Annotated in this window: 10 protein-coding genes and 1 pseudogene; 4 read left to right on the top strand and 7 right to left on the bottom strand. The window is 68.8% G+C overall.

What is annotated here, in order from left to right:
* Positions 1–16 precede the first annotated feature (16 nt).
* A complete protein-coding gene (locus N803_RS02030; protein ID WP_035902174.1) occupies positions 17–1,273 on the top strand; it encodes an ATP-grasp domain-containing protein in 1,257 nt (418 codons plus the stop codon).
* 87 nt (positions 1,274–1,360) lie between these two features.
* On the opposite strand, the gene N803_RS17280 is transcribed toward N803_RS02030, so the two are convergent.
* Positions 1,361–2,281 carry an endonuclease domain-containing protein gene (locus tag N803_RS17280; RefSeq protein ID WP_052111617.1) on the bottom strand — a complete coding sequence of 307 codons (921 nt, stop codon included), beginning with the start codon at positions 2,279–2,281 and terminating at the stop codon, positions 1,361–1,363.
* A gap of 170 nt (positions 2,282–2,451) precedes the next feature.
* Positions 2,452–3,357 carry a LysR family transcriptional regulator gene (locus tag N803_RS02020; protein WP_035902162.1) on the bottom strand — a complete coding sequence of 302 codons (906 nt, stop codon included), beginning with the start codon at positions 3,355–3,357 and terminating at the stop codon, positions 2,452–2,454.
* Positions 3,358–3,427: 70 nt separating this feature from the next.
* On the opposite strand from N803_RS02020, the gene N803_RS02015 reads away from it, so the two are divergent.
* Positions 3,428–4,426, top strand: a complete 999-nt coding sequence (locus tag N803_RS02015) for a YeiH family protein (protein ID WP_035902160.1) — start codon at positions 3,428–3,430, stop codon at positions 4,424–4,426.
* A 2-nt stretch (positions 4,427–4,428) separates the two neighbouring features.
* Here N803_RS02015 and pgm read toward each other — a convergent pair whose 3' ends face one another.
* Genes pgm through N803_RS01990 form a run of 5 tightly spaced genes read right to left on the bottom strand, consistent with a single transcriptional unit; the run spans position 4,429 to position 13,764 of the window.
* Positions 4,429–6,093, bottom strand: coding sequence for a phosphoglucomutase (alpha-D-glucose-1,6-bisphosphate-dependent) (gene pgm / locus N803_RS02010; protein WP_035902157.1), 1,665 nt, complete (start codon positions 6,091–6,093; stop codon positions 4,429–4,431).
* On the bottom strand, positions 6,090–8,462 hold the full coding sequence (gene glgB / locus N803_RS02005) for a 1,4-alpha-glucan branching protein GlgB (protein WP_052111616.1): 2,373 nt from the start codon (positions 8,460–8,462) through the stop codon (positions 6,090–6,092). Before glgB ends, pgm begins: the two co-directional genes overlap by 4 nt.
* Entirely contained in the window at positions 8,459–9,997 is a 1,539-nt protein-coding gene (locus N803_RS02000; protein WP_035902155.1) for a maltokinase N-terminal cap-like domain-containing protein, read from the bottom strand. Before N803_RS02000 ends, glgB begins: the two co-directional genes overlap by 4 nt.
* Entirely contained in the window at positions 9,990–11,702 is a 1,713-nt protein-coding gene (gene treS, locus N803_RS01995) for a maltose alpha-D-glucosyltransferase (protein ID WP_035902152.1), read from the bottom strand. Before treS ends, N803_RS02000 begins: the two co-directional genes overlap by 8 nt.
* Before the next feature lie 4 nt (positions 11,703–11,706).
* Positions 11,707–13,764, bottom strand: a complete 2,058-nt coding sequence (locus tag N803_RS01990) for an alpha-1,4-glucan--maltose-1-phosphate maltosyltransferase (RefSeq protein WP_035902150.1) — start codon at positions 13,762–13,764, stop codon at positions 11,707–11,709.
* A 147-nt stretch (positions 13,765–13,911) separates the two neighbouring features.
* Between N803_RS01990 and glgP the strand changes: the two genes are divergently transcribed.
* A complete protein-coding gene (gene glgP / locus N803_RS01985; protein WP_035902148.1) occupies positions 13,912–16,512 on the top strand; it encodes an alpha-glucan family phosphorylase in 2,601 nt (866 codons plus the stop codon).
* 381 nt (positions 16,513–16,893) lie between these two features.
* Positions 16,894–17,583, top strand: a pseudogene (locus N803_RS01980) (TadA family conjugal transfer-associated ATPase); the annotation flags it as partial.
* Positions 17,584–17,594 lie beyond the last annotated feature (11 nt).

The raw sequence follows: 17,594 nt of genomic DNA, 5'->3' as shown, positions 1-17,594 counted from the left end.
AACGAAGGGATCGCCAATGGCACCGAAGACCGACCACCTCATCGGGCTCCTCCTCGGGGCGGAGGACGACTGGCCGACGGCGTTCGAGGCGTTGGCCAGACGACTCGGGGTGATCCGGACGGCCGACGGCGCGGACCATCGGGTGACGACGGAGCGGCTGTCGATCGAGCCGTTCAACCTGCGCGACCGTCCGCGGCAGGATCTCGTCATCGACCGGCTCGCACACTGGTACTACCACCCGCGCGAGTGGCTCAAGAAGGTGTCGCTCATGGACGACGTCTATCTGCTCAACAGCCCGTTCACCTTCCAGTCCATGGAGAAGCATTCGGCGTACTGCGCGCTGATGCGGCTCGGGATGCACGTGCCCGACACGGTGCTCGTGCCCTACAAGAACCCCGTCGACAACGCGCGCTGGGCCTACACGTCGCGGCGCTACAACAAGCAGTTCGACCTTGCCGCGATCGCCGACGAGCTCGGCTATCCGATGTTCATGAAGCCGTTCGACGGCGGTGCGTGGCGCGGGGTCTCGATGATCAAGGATCGGGAGGCGCTGCACCAGGCCTACGACGACTCCGGCGAGATGCTCATGCACCTCCAGAAGGCCGTGGACGGGTTCGAGGTGTTTGCCCGCTCGCTGACCATCGGGCCCGAGACGATGACGATGAAGTTCCAGCCCGACGAGCCGATGCACAACCGGTATGCCGTCGCGCACGGCTTCCTCGCGGAGGAGACCGGGCGCGAGGTCGTCACGATCGCGCAGACGGTCAACGCGTTCTTCCGGTGGGAGTTCAACTCCTGCGAGATGCTCGTCAAGGATGGCGGGGTCTATCCGATCGACTACGCCAACGCGTGCCCCGACGTCGCTGTCACGTCGCTCCACTACTACTTCCCGTGGGCGATGAAGGCGCTGCTGCGGTGGTCGGTGTTCTGCACCGTGACCGGGCGTCGCGCGCGGACCCAGGTCGACACGGACCCCTGGTTCGCCGTCGCAGACGATGAGTCGCTGGACTACCGCGACAAGCTCACCGCCTACCAGGGGTTGGCGGACGAGCACTTCGACAGCGAACGCTACTGGGAGTTCTGCGCGACCTCGCTGCCGCACGTCGACGAGATGGTGCACGAGTGGATCGGCTCGGACGAGTTCCGCAAGATGCTCCAGACGACGATCCACCAGACCTACCCGACGCACGAGTGGGAGAAGTTCGAGGGCCACTTCGGCGGACTGCTCCAGCTCTGGCTCACCGACGAGCAGCATCGACTGTCGGGAGCCTGACTGCTGGATCCGGCTCGGGAGCCGGGTCGGTGCTCGCGAGCCTCATCGATGCGGCTCGCGAGATGAAGGGCGGCTCGGGAATCGGTTTCACGCGGCGGCCAATTGCGCCCTGACCCGTGCCACCACCCGATCCGGTCTGCTCAGGTCGGCCCAGGTCAGCCGGACGACGCGGAACCCCGCATCCCGCAACCGTTCTTCGCGCTGCTTCTCCTCCATGAGGGCTCGTTTGCCTTCGAGGCCTTCGTACTTCACCGCCCCGTCGAACTCGACCACGACCCGGTCGCCGACGAGGAAGTCCACCCGCCCGATGAAGCCGCGAGCATCCTTGAGTGACACCTGGGATCGGACGTCCAGTCCGGCGGCCATGAGGATGAGCCGTGTGCGTGTCTCCCCGGGTGACTCGCACAGGGGATCGATGGCAGCAATGGCAGCACGCGCCTGTCCCGCGCCATAGCGCGTGTGGGACGACTCCAGGGCTGACGTCAGCGCGGTGGCAGTGGTCATGCCTCGCTTGAGGGCCGCGTCCATGGCGACGACGCCGGACACCAGTCCGTGGTCGGCCGCCGTCAGGACACATGCGTCTGCGGCGGAGATCGAGGTGATCGTCGGGTCCGTGATGAGGGACCGCTGTTCGGCAGTTGCGACGTGCACGTGGAGTCCGGGGCGCCTCTTGCTCGTTCGGACCGCTGCGACGACGTCGACCAGACTCAGGTCGAGCCCGAAGAGCGGCAGTCCCAGCAGGGCCAGTCCGGCATGGTGCGAGGCCAACCAATGGGGGTGGCCGAGCATCACACCGCGGACCAGAAGGGTGTACTTGTCGCTCGTCTGCGTTGCCTCCCACACCCCATGGTCGACGAAGATGCCGGGCCTGATCCGGTGCAGGGCCTCGGATCTCAGGGCCGCTGCCACGACTGATGGCGAAATGTGTCGGGCACGAGTCAGTTCGGCCGTCACGAGTCCGTGGTGCTCGGCCGCGAGGGCGGCGAGTGGACCGGTCAGTGTGCTCATGACGGGCAAGAGTGCCCGAATTCGTCGAAGGCGCCGCGGAGTTCTCCACAGGGCGGGGTGAGGGATGCCGAGGCGGCGTGCGAACCGACCCGGCTCGGGAGCCGGGTGGGTGCTCGCGAGCCGCATCGATGAGGCTCGCGAGATGAGAAGCGGCTCGGGAGCCGGGTTCATTACGCGGTGACGGTGGCGCGTGCGATGCGGACGAGGTCGCTGGCCGGTCCGCGCACTGCGGCAGGCCCGGACCACACGGCCCGGAAGCGTCGCTCGAGGTCGAGATCGGCCACGGGCACCTCGACCAGCGTGCCGGCCGCGAGGGCCTGACGCACGGCCAGTTCACTGAGGACGGTGGCCCCGGCCCCCGACGCCACGGAGATGCGGATCGAGTCGTTGCTGCCCAGTTCGAGCGCCGGTGGCGCCAACTCCAGCGGAGCGAGGCGGGCCTCCAGAGTCTCGCGCGTGCCGGACCCCGGTTCGCGCAGCACGAGCGGCGTCTGGGCGAGTTCGGCCGCTGTGAGCGGGCGCCGCCGACGGGCCCAGGGGTGTGCGGGGGCGACGACGACGAGCAGTCGGTCGCGGCCCACCACCGTCGACCGGAGGCCTCGGGGCGCGCGCGGTGCCTCGATGAAACCGAGGTCGCTCGTGCCCTCCTGCACGGCGTCGCACACCTCGGCCGAGTTCATGACGTGCAGCATGACCTGCACCTCTGGCGACTCCTCGCGCAACGTGGAGAGCCATTGCGGCACGGCATACTCCGCGATCGTGCGACTCGCGGCCACACCCAGCCGACCCCGAGCGTGGGACCGGAGCGAATCGCAGGCCAGGCCGAAGCGCAACGCTGGCTCGAGGACGGCCGCAGCCCACTCGACGACGAGGAGGCCGTGCGTCGTGAGCCGAGAGCCCCGAGGGCTGCGGTGGACGAGTGAGAGGCCCAGATCGCGCTCGAGCCCACGTAGTGCCCGACTGGCGTTGGGTTGGGCCATGCCGACCTGCCTGGCGGCCGCCCCGAGACTGCCCGTCGACCCGACCGCGGTCAGAAGTTCGAGGACGCCGAGGTCCGGCCAGCGTGGAGCACCCATATCAGGATGATATGGGCCTTAGCGGTTTTGAGGTCTACTCCGGGCGATCGCGGGCATCGAGGCTGGAACCATGTCCGCAGCACCATCTGCACCCACCAGGGCCCTACCCGGGCTCGTCCTCTGCCTCATCGGGGGCCTGCTCGCCCTTGGTGTGCACCACCTCGTCCCCGCGCTCAGCACCCTGCTCGTCGCTATCCTGCTCGGCATCGGTGCGGCGAACACGCTGGGTGTCTCGACGACCCTGGCGCCCGGCGTGGCCGTCGCGTCCCGTCGTGTCCTCCGCTGGGGCATCGTCCTGCTCGGACTGTCCGTCCCGCTCCAGGCCGTGCTCGCTCTCGGGCCCGGTGTGCTCGCCGTCGTGGTGGGAGTGGTGGCTGGCGGCATCGTCCTCACGCTGGCGTGGGGCAAGGCCCTCGGGGTGCCGCCGACTCAGCGGTTGCTCATCGCCTGCGGCTTCTCGATCTGCGGAGCGGCCGCCGTCGCAGCTGTCGATGGGGTGATCGACGCCGACGAGGAGGACGTGGCGGGGAGCGTGGCCCTGGTGGTCGTCTTCGGCAGCCTGATGATCGGCCTCGCCCCGTTGCTCGGCCTTGCGCTCGGGCTCGGACCGGAGGCCCGAGGGGTGCTCGCCGGTGCTTCCATCCACGAAGTGGCCCAGGTCGTCGCCGCCGGCGGGATCATCGGCTCAGGTGCGCTGGCCGTGGCCGTCCTGGTCAAGCTCGCCCGGGTGGTGCTGCTCGCGCCCGTCATGGCCGGAATCAGCCTGTGGCGACGCACCCAGAACCGGGACCGGGGCGCAACGGGGACCTTGCCGCCGATCGTCCCGCTCTTCGTCGTCGGCTTCCTCGCGGCCGTGGCGATCCGCTCGTCGTTCGACGTGCCGGCGGCCGCACGCGACGTCGCTGCGACCGTTCAGACGCTGCTGCTCGCCACGGCCATGTTCGCTCTGGGCATGGGTGTGCGGATCGCGGGTCTGCGTCGACTGGGCGGACGGACGGTGCTCCTCGGCGCGGTGTCGACCGCCACCGTCACCGTCATCGCGACCGGCGGTGTCCTCCTCGTCGGCTGACGTCAGGCCCCGAGCGCAGCGCTGACCACGTCCTTCGCTTCGGCCTGCACCTGGGCGAGATGGTCCTCGCCCTTGAAGCTCTCGGCATAGATCTTGTAGACGTCCTCGGTGCCACTCGGCCGCGCCGCGAACCATGCCGACTCGGTGACGACCTTGAGTCCGCCGATCGCCGCACCGTTGCCCGGTGCTTCGGTCAGCTTGGCCGAGATCGGTTCTCCCGCAAGGGTTTCCGCCGTTACGGCGGCGGGGGACAGGGCGGCCAGCTTCGCCTTCTGCTCGCGGTTCGCTGCGGCGTCAATGCGCGCGTATGCCGGTGTGCCGTGTCGCGCTGTCAGCTCGCCGTAGTGCTCGCTCGGGGTCTTGCCCGTCGCCGCAAGGATCTCGGAGGCGAGGAGGGCGAGGATGATGCCGTCCTTGTCCGTGGTCCAGACTGACCCGTCCATGCGGAGGAACGACGCGCCAGCAGACTCCTCCCCACCGAAGGGTCCGGAGCCGTCGAGCAGCCCCGGCACGAACCACTTGAAGCCGACCGGCACCTCGACGAGCCGACGACCGAGGTCTGCTGCGACGCGGTCGATCATCGAGCTCGACACGAGCGTCTTGCCGATGAATCCGTCCTCGCGCCACTGCGGTCGCGCGCCACCGTAGAGGTACTGGATCGCGACGGCGAGATAGTGGTTGGGGTTCATCAGTCCGGCATCGGGCGTGACGATGCCGTGACGGTCGGAGTCGGCGTCGTTGCCGGTCGCGATGTCGTACTCGTCCTTGCGCCCGATGAGCGACGCCATCGCCGACGGCGACGAGCAGTCCATCCGGATCTTCTCGTCCCAGTCGAGCGTCATGAACCGCCACGTCGCGTCAACGAGCGGGTTGACGACGGTGAGGTCGATGCCGTGCCGCTCCGCGATCGCGCCCCAATAGTCGACCGCAGCGCCGCCGAGCGGGTCGGCGCCGATGCGGATCCCCGCTTCCTTGATGCGGGCGAGGTCGACGACGTTGGGCAGGTCGTCGACGTACGTTCCCAGGAAGTCGTATGCCGTCGCGCTGGCTCGTGCGCGCGCGAACGGGATCCGCTTGACGTCCTTCAAACCACCCTTGATGAGCTCATTGGCCCTCGCCGCAATGGTTTTCGTCGCATCCGAGTCGGCCGGACCGCCGTGTGGGGGGTTGTACTTGAACCCACCGTCGGAGGGCGGGTTGTGCGACGGCGTCACGACGATGCCGTCTGCGAGACCGGCGCCGGACGGCATACCGTCGACTCCGGTGACCTTGCCGCGATTGGCGACGAGGATCGCGTGCGACACCGCAGGTGTCGGCGTGTAGCGGTCGGCCGAGTCGACGAGGACGGTGACGTCGTTGGCCGCCAGGACCTCGAGCGCCGATGCCCACGCCGGCTCGGAGAGGCCGTGGGTGTCACGCCCGAGGAAGAGCGGTCCATCGAAGCCCTGCGACCGGCGGTAGTCGACGATCGCCTGGGTCGTCGCGAGGATGTGGTCCTCGTTGAACGCCGTCTTCAGCGACGACCCGCGGTGACCGGACGTGCCGAAGGCGACCTGCTGGTCGATGTTGTCGGGGTCGGGCTTGAGCGCGTAGTAGGACGTGACCAGGTGGGGGAGGTCGACGAGGTCGGAGGGCTGGGCCGGCTGTCCGGCGCGAGAGGTCGTCACGGCGTCTCCTTCGCGGGGTTGGGTGCGGATGCGTCCGCTGGCTCTGTGGTGTCCGGTTCGGCGACCGCCTCCGACGCGGGCTCGAGCTCGGCAGTGGGCTCGTCGGACTCGGCCTTGGGAGCGGGATCGTCGGACTCGAGCTCGGACTCGGACGCGGCGTCGGGCTCCGATTCATCGACGACGGGCGCGAGGTAGAGCGCGGTGAGCCCGGCGAGGCGGACGGTGACGTGGAAGGGCTGGTTGTTCCACCCCTCGTGCGCGGCGTCGAGGATGTTGTCGGCCTGGCTCGGGGTGCCGTGCTGGTCGTAGCCGCTGGTGTCGAGGATGACCTTCCACTGGCCGCCGAAGGGCACACCGACGCGCAGCCATTCCTTGGCGTCACCACCGAAGTTCACGACACACACGACAGCGTCGCCCGACTGCCGCGAGGCGTCCTCGAACCGGACGAACGAGTACGTGTTGCCCCGGTTGTCGTCCGCGTCGAGCCATTCGAAGCCGGCCGGCTGGGAGTCGAGCGACCACAGCGCCGGGTGTCCGCGATAGACGCGGTTGAGCTCCTTGACGAGGTTGTGGACGCGATAGTGCGCGGGCTGGTCAAGGAGCCACCAGTCGAGCGACTTGCCGTCGGCCCACTCGCTCGGCTGGGCGAACTCGCAGCCCATGAAGAGGAGCTGCTTGCCGGGGTGCGCCCACATGTAGGCGAGGAAGGCCCGCACGGTCGCGAGTTGCTCCTGGCGGTTGCCAGGCGCCTTGTTCACGAGCGAGCCCTTGCCGTGGACGACCTCGTCGTGGCTGATCGGCAGGACGTAGTTCTCGCTGAACGCATACATCAGCGCGAACGTCAGCAGGCCGTGATGATGCTGCCGGTCGTAGGGCCGCTCGCCGAGATAGCGCAGCGAGTCGTTCATCCAGCCCATGTTCCACTTCAGCCCGAACCCGAGGCCGCCGCCGCTCGTCGCCTTGGTGACACCGGGCCAGGAGGTCGATTCCTCGGCGATCGTGACGATGCCGGGGACCCTTTTGTATGCCGTGGCGTTGGTTTCCTGCAGCAGCCCGATCGCCTCGAGGTGCTCGCGTCCGCCGTGGACGTTGGGCAGCCACTCGCCGTCGTTGCGGGAGTAGTCGAGATAGAGCATCGAGGCGACGGCGTCGACGCGCAGTCCGTCGACGTGGAATTCCTCGAGCCAGTAGAGGGCGTTGGCGACGAGGAAGTTGCGGACCTCGAGGCGGCCGAAGTCGAAGATGTGCGTGCCCCAGTCGGGCTGGTCGCCGCGTCGCGGGTCGGGGTGCTCATAGAGGGGCAGCCCGTCGAAGCGAGCCAGCGCCCACTCATCGCGGGGGAAGTGTCCCGGAACCCAGTCGAGGATGACGCCGATCCCGGCCTGGTGCAGCGTGTCGACGAGGAACTTGAAGTCGTCCGGCGTCCCGAAGCGCGACGTCGGCGCGTAGTAGCCGGTCACCTGATAGCCCCACGACGGCCCGTAGGGGTGCTCCATCACGGGCAGGAACTCGACGTGGGTGAACCCGAGGTCGAGGACGTAGTTCACGAGATGCTCGGCGAGCTCGCGGTAGGACAGGCCCTGTCGCCACGAGCCGAGGTGCACTTCGTAGACGCTCATCGGGCCGTTGTGCGGGTTGCCCTCGGCGCGGGCTGTCATCCAGTCGGAGTCGCCCCACTCGTGCCCGGCCTCGTCGACGACCGAACCCGTGAGCGGCGGCACCTCGGTGCGCCGGGCCATCGGGTCGGCCTTCGTGCGGACGACGTCGTCGGCACCACGGATCTCGTACTTGTAGACCGCGCCGGCACCGACCTCGGGGATGAACAGCTCCCAGACGCCGCTCTTGCCGATGAGTCGCATCGGGTGGACGCGACCGTCCCAGCCGTTGAAGTCGCCGACGACGCGGACCGCCTTGGCCCGCGGTGCCCACACCGCGAACGACGTCCCGCGCACGGTGCCGAGCGGCCCGGGGTACTCGTGCACGCGTGCCCCGAGCACCGTCCACAGCTCCTCGTGGCGCCCCTCGCCGACGAGGTGCAGGTCGATCTCACCGAGCGTTGGAGCGAAGCGATAGGGGTCGTCCTGCACGTGCTCGTAGCCGTCGCCCCAGTTGACGAGCAGCCGGTAGTCCATCGTCTCCGTGGCGCCCTCACGCACGGCCGACCACACGCCCTCCGCCTCGTGGTCGAGCGACATCACCTCGCCGTCGGCGAAGTGCACGCGCACGCCGGCAGCCATGGGACGCAGTGCGCGGATGCGCAGGCCGCCGTCCTCGAGGTGCTGGCCGAGGAGGTCGTGCGGCTGTTGGTGCCGCCCCTGGAGGAGGGCGTTGATGGCACCGCTGACTTCGTGGGCAGGGGTCGGGGTCACGGGGTGTCCTCCTGTGCTGCGGATGCGTCGGGTGCGTCGGGTGCGGACGTTGTCGTGGACGGTGCGGGGGAGTCGGGCGGGGTCGAGAACTGCGTCGCGAGGCGCTCGATGGCAGCCAGCGGGATGTCGACCCACGACGGACGGTTGCGGACTTCGTAGACGACTTCGTACATCGCCTTGTCGAGCTCGAAGGCGGCAAGCAGAGCCGGGCGACGGCGCGGGTCCTCATGAGCCACCGCGGCATAGCCGTCGAGGAAGGCCTGTTGCGCGCTCGCCACCCACGCCCGCGCGGACTCGCCGCCGGAGTGCTCGACGGCGCCGCCGGCGTAGTCGAAGGAGCGGAGCATCCCGGCGATGTCGCGGATCCACTGGTCGGGCTGGCTGCGCTCGGCGAGGGGCCGCAGCGGCTCGCCCTCGAAGTCGAGCAGCATCCACCCGTCGTCGGTGGTGTGCAGCACCTGTCCGAGGTGGTAGTCGCCGTGGATCCGTTGCAGCGCAGGCCAATTCACGTCGAGGGCGGCATCAAGGATCGCCGCCACAGCCGCGTCGTGGTCGTGCAGGGCGGGGACCTCGTCGGCGGCCGCGGCATATCGAGCGCGCATCTCGTCGACGATGGTTCGGGCGACGTCGGGACTCGTGGCCGTCGTGCCGAGGGCGGTCGCGAGGGTCGCGTGCACTTCGGCGGTGGCCTCCCCGAGGGCGCGCGCCGGACCCGTGAAGTCCTCGCCGAGTCGGACCGCGCGCAGCGCGACCCGCCACGCGTCCTCGACGCCGGGCAGGAACTCCTGGGCAAAGACGAAGTGCCCGTATGCCGTCCGCCCGCCGTCCGCGTTCGTCTCACCGTCCGCGGTCGCGGCCGGATCGGGCTCGGGCCACTGTCCTGCAACGGATCCGACGACGGCGGGCACGCGTTCGGACCCGGCTGCACGCAGCGCCGACTGGAGCACGACGTCGGGGTTCTCGCCAGCTGACAACATCCGGAACACCTTGACGATGACCGGCAGCGCAGACCCGTCGGCGGACACGCAGTCGAGGACGATCGAGGTGTTCGACTGCTCGCCCTTGAGCACTGACGATCCGCGCACGGTCACCGCGTGGGACCAGGTCGGGCCGGCGGTCGCAACCACGGTGTCGTCGAATTCGTCACTGGCAGAGCTGGATTCGGCTCGTACCCGACCTTGGATCAATTCGAGGAGCGCAGTGGTATAGACCGGGTCGTGGGGTGCGTCGTAGACCCACCGCGGCCCGAGGACGGAATGCTCCATGGTCCCGACGAGCGCGTCCTCAGCCCCGGGGAGCGGTGCCCCGCGATAGGTGAGCGGCACCTGGTAGACCACCGGGGAAGCGCCCGACACGTCCGCCACGATCATGACCTCGACGCCGACCTGCCCGGCCGGGTCGCCGAGTCTCCACGACGCAAGGCGACGGACGTCCGGCGAGGTGCCCTTGCCGGCATACCAACGCTGTGAACCCATCCACGCCTCGACGAGCTCCCGCTTGCTCGGCGTGAGGGTCGCATCGAGGATTTCAGCCACGGCTCTCCTCGCCGATGCGCAGCCAGAAGAAGTCGCGGCTGCCCATCGTGAAGGTGACGCGTCCGTCGGCGGCGATCCACGGGAAGTTCGCTCCGCCGAAGAGGTCGAAGAGTTCCTTCTCGCCCAGCGACTCCGGCAGCTGCACCGTTGCGGCCTGGGGTTTGTCGGAGAGGTTGTTGACGCAGAGCAGCGTCTCACCGGCCTGGTCCTGGCTCCCGGCGAGCGACCGCGTGTAGGCGAGGATCGACAGGTTGTCCGTCGGGGCGATCGCGAAGTCGCCGAGCCCGAACGCCGGGTGCAGACGCCGCACTCCGAGCATCCCGCGGACCCAGTGCAGCAGCGAGTGGCCCGTCGCCATCTGCGCCTCGACGTTGACGCCGTTGTAGTGATAGACGAGCGAGCTGATGATCGGGAGGTAGAGCTTGCCCGGGTCGGCCTCGGAGAAGCCGGCGTTGCGGTCCGGCGTCCACTGCATCGGGGTGCGCACGGCGTCGCGGTCGGTGAGCCAGATGTTGTCGCCCATGCCGATCTCGTCGCCGTAATAGAGGCACGGCGACCCCGGCAGCGAGAGCACGAGCGCGTGGATCAGCTCGATCTCGGGGCGGCTGTTGTCGAGCAGGGGAGCGAGCCGGCGACGGATGCCGACGTTGGCGCGCATGCGCGGGTCGGGGGCGTACCAGCCGTACATCGCGGCGCGCTGCTCCGGCGTCACCATCTCGAGGGTGAGCTCGTCGTGGTTGCGCAGGAAGGTGCCCCACTGCGTGCCCGGCGGGATGTCGGGGGTGGCCGCGAGGACGTCGATGATCGGCTGCGCCTTCTGGTCGCGCAGCGCGTAGTAGAGCATCGGCATGACGGGGAAGTGGAAGCACATCTGGCACTCCGGCGACTCCTCGGTGCCGAAGTAGTCGACGACGTCGCGCGGGGGCTGGTTCGCCTCGGCGAGGAGGATGCGGCCGGGGTACTCCTCGTCGACCATGGCGCGCAGTCGGGCGAGGAACTCGTGCGTCTTCGGGTGGTTCTCGCCGTTGTGGCCCTCCTCCTCGAAGAGATAGGGCACGGCGTCGAGTCGGAACCCGTCGATGCCCATGTCCATCCAGAAGCGGACGACCTCGAACATCGCCTCGTGCACGGCCGGATTCTCGAAGTTGAGGTCCGGCTGGTGGGAGAAGAAGCGGTGCCAGAAGAACTGCCGACGGATGGGGTCGAAGGTCCAGTTCGACGTCTCGGTGTCGACGAAGATGATGCGGGCGTCGGTGTATTTGTCGTCGGTGTCGGACCAGACGTAGAAGTCGCCGTAGGGGCCGTCCGGGTCCGAGCGGGACGCCTGGAACCACGGGTGCTGGTCGCTCGTGTGGTTCATGACGAAGTCGGTGATGATCCGGATGCCGCGCGCGTGCGCCTCGGTGATGAGCTGCTGGAAGTCGGGGAGCGTGCCGAACTCGGGCAGGACCTGCGTGTAGTCGGCGATGTCGTAGCCGCCGTCGCGCAACGGGCTCGCATAGAACGGCGGCAGCCACAGGCAGTCGACACCGAGCCACTGGAGATAGTCGAGCCGGTTGATGACGCCCTGGAAGTCTCCGGCACCCGACCCGTTGGAGTCTCCGAAGGCCCGCACCAGCACCTCGTAGAACACGGCCGTGCGGAACCACGAGGGGTCGTGCTTGAGTCCCGGCTGGTTGAGTCCCAGTCCCTGCGTCGTCGTCACGCGGCTACCACCTCTTCAACTCGATGATGTGGACGGGTTCGTGGTCAGGTCCGAGCTGGACCATCGTCTCGCGCAGGAAGTCCCACCACTGGTCGGTGATGAGGTCGTGCGCCCGGAAGCCCTCGTCGGGGTGCAGCCCCAGAGCGGGCATGTCGAAGACAACGCGGCTCCAGCGGGTGCTGTGCGGGTCGAGGTTGGCGATGACGATGACGACGTCCTCGTGCTCCGGCGCGGCCGGCGTGGTCGCCGTCGCGGGCACCGCCGGGACGACGCGGCGCTTGCTGAACGCCATGATGTTCTCGTCGTCGACGTGGTGGAACGTGATGTTGCGCAGCCAGTGCAGGGCGGGGTGCTGGCGCCGGATCTCGTTGATGCGCCGGAGGTACCACGCCAGTGACTGGCCCTCACGCACCCCGCCGGGCTCGAAGTCCTCCCAGCGCCGGTTCTTGAACTCGTACTTCTCGTTGTCGATCTGCTCCTCGGCGCCGGGCCGGGCGACGTGCTCCATGAGCTCGTAGCCGGCATAGATGCCATAGGTGGGCACGAGCGTCGCGGCCAGGGCAGCCCGCAGCTTCCACGCCGCCGGTCCGCCGAACTGCATGTAGGGCGTGAGGATGTCGTGTGTCGTCGGCCAGAAGCTCGGACGCATGAAATGCGCTGTCTCCGTGGCGAGTTCGGTGACGTACTCCTCGAGCTCGGGCTTGGTGTTGCGCCACGCGTAGTAGGTGTAGCTCTGCTGGAACCCGACCTTGGCGAGGGTGCGCATCATCGCCGGCTTCGTGAACGCCTCGCTGAGCCAGATGATCTCCGGGTGGTCGCGCGCGACATCCTGGATGAGCCACTGCCAGAACTCGACCGGCTTCGTGTGCGGGTTGTCGACGCGGAAGAGCGTGACTCCGTGGTCGATCCACACCTGGATCATCCGGCGCATCTCGGCGTAGGCGCCCGCCGGGTCGTTGTCGAAGTTCAGCGGGTAGATGTCCTGATACTTCTTCGGCGGGTTCTCGGCATAGGCGATCGTCCCGTCGGCGCGCGTCGTGAACCACTCCGGGTGCTCCTGCACCCACGGGTGGTCGGGCGAGCACTGCAGCGCGATGTCCATCGCGACCTCGAGCCCGAGCCGCCGCGCCTCGGCAACGAAGAAGTCGAAGTCCTCGAACGTCCCGAGGTCGGGGTGGATCGCGTCGTGACCACCATCGGGGGAGCCGATCGCGTAGGGGCTGCCGGGGTCGTCGGGGCCGGCGTCGAGGGTGTTGTTGGGGCCCTTCTTCGCCGCGCTGCCGATGGGGTGGATCGGCGTCAGGTAGATGACGTCGAAGCCCATGCCCGCGACGGCCGTGAGCCGCTTGGCGGCGGTCCGCAGCGTGCCCGACGTCCAGCGGTGGGTCTCCTCGTCGTAGACCGCACCTTCGCTGCGGGGGAAGAACTCGTACCACGCTCCACTCAGTGCCAGCTCGCGTTCGACAAGCAGTGGGTATGCCGGTGACGGACTGACGTGGTCCCTCACCGGAGTGGTGGTCAACTCGGCGTGGACCGGTCCGTGGGTGACCGCGGACATCCGCACCTGGGGCGGGCGCGTTGTGTCGCGCAGGACGGCGGCGCCCTCGGTGAGCAGCGCTGCGCCAGAAGGGGATCGGTCCTCGGACTCGGCGGCGCGCTCGAGGAACAGCGCGCCCTCGGCGAGCATGAGGTCGGTGTCGACATCGGCCTGCACCTTGACCGTCGCGTCGTGCTCCCACGTGCCGAACGGGTCGGACCAACCCTCCACGCGCATCGTCCACATGCCGGGGCGGTCGGCACTGACGACGGCCTCCCACGCATTGAGGCCGGGGTTGGTGCACACCATCGGCGTGAGGTGGTCGACGCCGTCGGGGTCGGTGAGGACGACGCTCGCATTGACCGCGTCGTGCCCCTCGCGCAGCACCGTCGCGGTGACGACGAACTGCTCACCCACGACCGCCTTGGACGGCCGGGTGCCCCCGTCGACGAGCGGTTCGACGTCGACCACGGGGATGCGGCCGATGGGGGACTGGGGCGGGGTGCTGAGCGGCGTCTCGGTCACAGGCCCGACGCTATCGCTCCACCACCCCGCACGACGAGAGGTGGGCGAACGGCATCCGTGCGGCGGACGCGGAAGGCGGGCGGACGGCATACCCGGAAAGGGGTAAACGTTTACGCCGCGCGGACGGTGACCCTAGGATGACCGCTCGTGAAGGCCATCCGTCGCTTCAGCGTCCGCCCCGTCCTGCCCACCCGCATCGCCGCGCTCGGCGACCTCTCCACCAATCTCAGGTGGAGTTGGCACCCGCCGCTGCGCGACCTCTTCGAGAGCATCGACCCCGAGCGCTGGAGCGCCGTGGGTGCCGATCCGGTCGCAATGCTGTCGGCGACGTCCGTCGAGGAGCTCGAGCGGCTCGCGGCCGATGACGCCTTCGCGGCGCGCGTCGACGAGGCGAAGGAGAGCCTGGACCGCTACCTCGGCGAGGACCGTTGGTACCAGCAGTGGGCGAGTGAGCAGGGCGACGCCGGCGCGCCGTCGGCGATCGCGTACTTCAGCCCGGAGTACGGCATCGCGGCCGCGCTCCCGCAGTACTCCGGTGGTCTCGGCATCCTCGCCGGCGACCACCTCAAGTCCGCCTCCGACATCGGCGTCCCGATCGTCGGCGTCGGCCTGTTCTACAAGACCGGCTACTTCCGGCAGAGCTTCAACCGCGACGGCTGGCAGCAGGAGGACTACCCGGTCCTCGACCCCGATGGGCTGCCGCTGTCGCTGCTGCGCGAGGAGGACGGGACGCCGAGCGTCGTGCACCTCAAGCTCCCCGGCGGCCGCGACCTGCGCGCCCAGGTGTGGCGCGCTCAGGTCGGCCGCGTGCCGCTGCTCCTCCTCGACTCCGACATCCCCGGGAACGACGACGCGGCCCGCGCCGTCACCGAGCGCCTCTATGGCGGTGGCGGCGAGCAGCGCCTCCAGCAGGAGATGCTCCTCGGCATCGGCGGCGTCCGCGCCCTGCGCCTGTGGTCGCGTCTGACCGGCGCGCCGACGCCCGACGTCTATCACTCCAACGAGGGCCACGCCGGGTTCCTCGCGATCGAGCGGATCAGCGAGTTCGTCACGGGCTCCGGCCTGACCTTCGACGAGGCGCTGGAGGCCGTCCGCGCCGCGACCGTCTTCACGACGCACACGCCCGTGCCGGCCGGCATCGACCGCTTCGAGCGGCGCCTCATCGAGATCTATTTCGGTGGCGACCTCGCCCCGGCCGGCGTGCCGCTCGACCGCCTGCTCGCGCTCGGCGCGGAGACCTATGAGGGCGGTGACGCGTCGGTCTTCAACATGGCCGTCCTCGGCCTGCGGATCGCCCAGCGCGCCAACGGCGTCTCGAAGCTGCACGGTGTCGTGAGCCGCGACATGTTCGACGGACTCTTCCCGGGCTTCGACGACGACGAGGTCCCGATCACGAGCATCACCAACGGTGTTCACGGTCCGACGTGGGTCGACCGCAAGGTCTACGAGCTCGCCGACCGCCACTCCGACGCGGTCACGATCGACACGACCGTCCTCGACAGCACCGAGTCGTGGCAGGCGATGGCCGATCTCCCGCGCGATGACGTGTGGGCGACGAAGCGGCAGCTGCGTGAGCAGCTGGTCCACGAGGCCCGCGCCCGGATGAAGGCGTCCTGGCTCAAGCGTGGCGCCTCGTCGGCCGAGCTCGCGTGGACCGACGAGATCCTCGACCCCGACGTGCTGACGATCGGGTTCGCGCGGCGCGTGCCGACCTACAAGCGGCTCACGCTCATGCTGCGCGACCCCGCCCGGCTCAAGAAGCTTCTGCTCGACCCGGAGCGCCCGATCCAGATCGTCATCGCGGGCAAGTCGCACCCGGCCGACGAGACGGGCAAGCAGCTCATCCAGCAGATGATCAAGTTCACGGACGACCCCGAGGTCCGGCACCGGATCGCGTTCCTCCCGAACTACGACATCGCCATGGCGCAGCACCTTTACCCGGGCTGCGACGTGTGGCTCAACAACCCGCTCCGCCCGTTCGAGGCGTCGGGCACGTCCGGCATGAAGGCCGCGCTCAACGGCGCCCTCAACCTCTCCATCCTCGACGGCTGGTGGGACGAGTGGTTCGACGGCAACAACGGTTGGGCGATCCCGACGGCCGACGGTGTCGAGGACCCTGACCGCCGCGACGACATCGAGGCCAACGCGCTCTATGACCTCATCGAGAACCAGGTTGCGCCGCGCTTCTACGACGTCGACGGTGACGGCCTGCCGCAGAACTGGCTCGCCATGGTCATGCACACCGTCTCGACGCTCGGCCCGAAGGTGCGCGCGAGTCGCATGGTGCGCGAATACACCGAGCGCCTCTACGTCCCGGCCGCCCGTGCCGGGTGGGCGATGCGTGACGAGGACTTCGCCGGCGCTCGCGACCTCGCGGCCTACTCGTCGCGCGTCCGCGAGGCGTGGCCCAAGGTGAGCGTCGACCACGTCGAGTCGTCGGGCGTCGGTGACAGCCCCGAGCTCGGGCAGACCCTGCACGTCAACGCCTACGTCTCCCTCGACGGGCTGGCGCCGGAGGACGTCGAGGTGCAGATCGCGCACGGTCGCACCGACCGTCGCGGTGACGACCTGCACGACGTGACGACGCTGCCGCTGACGCATGTCGAGGGCTACGAGCAGGGCCGGCACAAGTTCTCCGGCGACCTCGTGCTGGGGACCAGTGGCGCGTTCGGCTACACCGTGCGCGTCCTTCCGAAGCACCAAGGCCTCGCCGCGCCCGCCTCCCTGGGACTCGTCGCCACCGCCTGACCCCAGGCCTTAACATTCCCGCCCCATGAGGGCACCTGAAGGGTCCGGAGGGTTCATAAACCTCCGGACCCTTCATCTTTCCTCCGTATGCCGTCCGCCCACCCGCGGCGTCCGCTGACCTTCGGCGTGCGCGCACGTTCAGCGAAGCTCTCCGTGAGTGATCCGGTCATGTCACGGCGATTGGCCCGGATGCTCAAGTGGCTGTGGCCCGTTTGGCTGGTTACTCTGTGGTCCATCTGATCCATCGGGGCTGTGGAAAACTTCGCGGCCACCGTCGCCGGAACTGCTTGTATGGCGGGGCAAGGCCGGCGCACGAGCCGGATCGACATCGACGCACGACACCCGTCGGGAACGTGTGAAAGCAGAGGGGGAGGGGTCCCGTTGGACGCTGTGCGCACCGTTGAGGCAGAAGTTCGTGAGCTCATTCGGCGTTCGGGATTGGACCCTGCGCGGGAGCCCAAGGCGGTCCAGCGACTCGTCAAGGACGCCGTCGCCGACTATGACCAGCGCTCGATGCACGGTGGGATGCCCGTCCTCCACGATGTGGCGCTCGCCGAGAAGTCGGTGTGGGACACCGTGGCGGGGTTCGGCCCGCTTCAGCAGTACTTCGACGACCCGACCGTCGAGGAGATCTGGATCAACGAGCCGACCCGCGTTTTCGTGGCACGCGGCGGGGTCGCCGAACTGACCACGACCCTGCTCACCGGTGACGAGGTCCGCGACCTCGTGGAGCGGATGCTCAAGTCGTCCGGTCGCCGCGTCGACCTCTCGAGCCCGTTCGTCGACGCCGTGCTCCCCGACGGCTCGCGCCTGCACGTCGTCATTCCGGACATCACGCGTGAGCACTGGCACGTCAACGTCCGAAAGTTCATCGTCAAGGCGGATTCGCTCGATGACCTGGTGCGGTTGGGGACATTGACGCGGCAGGCGGCGACGTTCCTTGACGCGGCGGTGGCCTCGGGTCTCAACATCTTGGTCGCCGGGGGAACTCAGGCGGGCAAGACGACCATGCTCAATTGCCTCGCCTCCGCGATCCCGGCGCGCGAAAGGGTCGTGACGTGCGAGACAGTTCACGTACCTAA

This window comes from Knoellia subterranea KCTC 19937, from assembly GCF_000768685.1.
Taxonomy (GTDB): Bacteria; Actinomycetota; Actinomycetes; order Actinomycetales; family Dermatophilaceae; genus Knoellia; species Knoellia subterranea.
The sequence above is the reverse complement of the archived record's forward strand: the minus strand, read 5'-3'. Positions and strand labels throughout refer to the sequence as shown.

What these genes read in the sequence shown, in the direction of transcription:
- N803_RS02030 (WP_035902174.1), top strand. Translation starts at nt 17, where the DNA reads ATGGCACCGAAGACCGACCACCTCATCGGGCTCCTCCTCGGGGCGGAG.
- N803_RS17280 (WP_052111617.1), bottom strand. Translation starts at nt 2,281, where the DNA reads ATGAGCACACTGACCGGTCCACTCGCCGCCCTCGCGGCCGAGCACCAC.
- N803_RS02020 (WP_035902162.1), bottom strand. Translation starts at nt 3,357, where the DNA reads ATGGGTGCTCCACGCTGGCCGGACCTCGGCGTCCTCGAACTTCTGACC.
- N803_RS02015 (WP_035902160.1), top strand. Translation starts at nt 3,428, where the DNA reads ATGTCCGCAGCACCATCTGCACCCACCAGGGCCCTACCCGGGCTCGTC.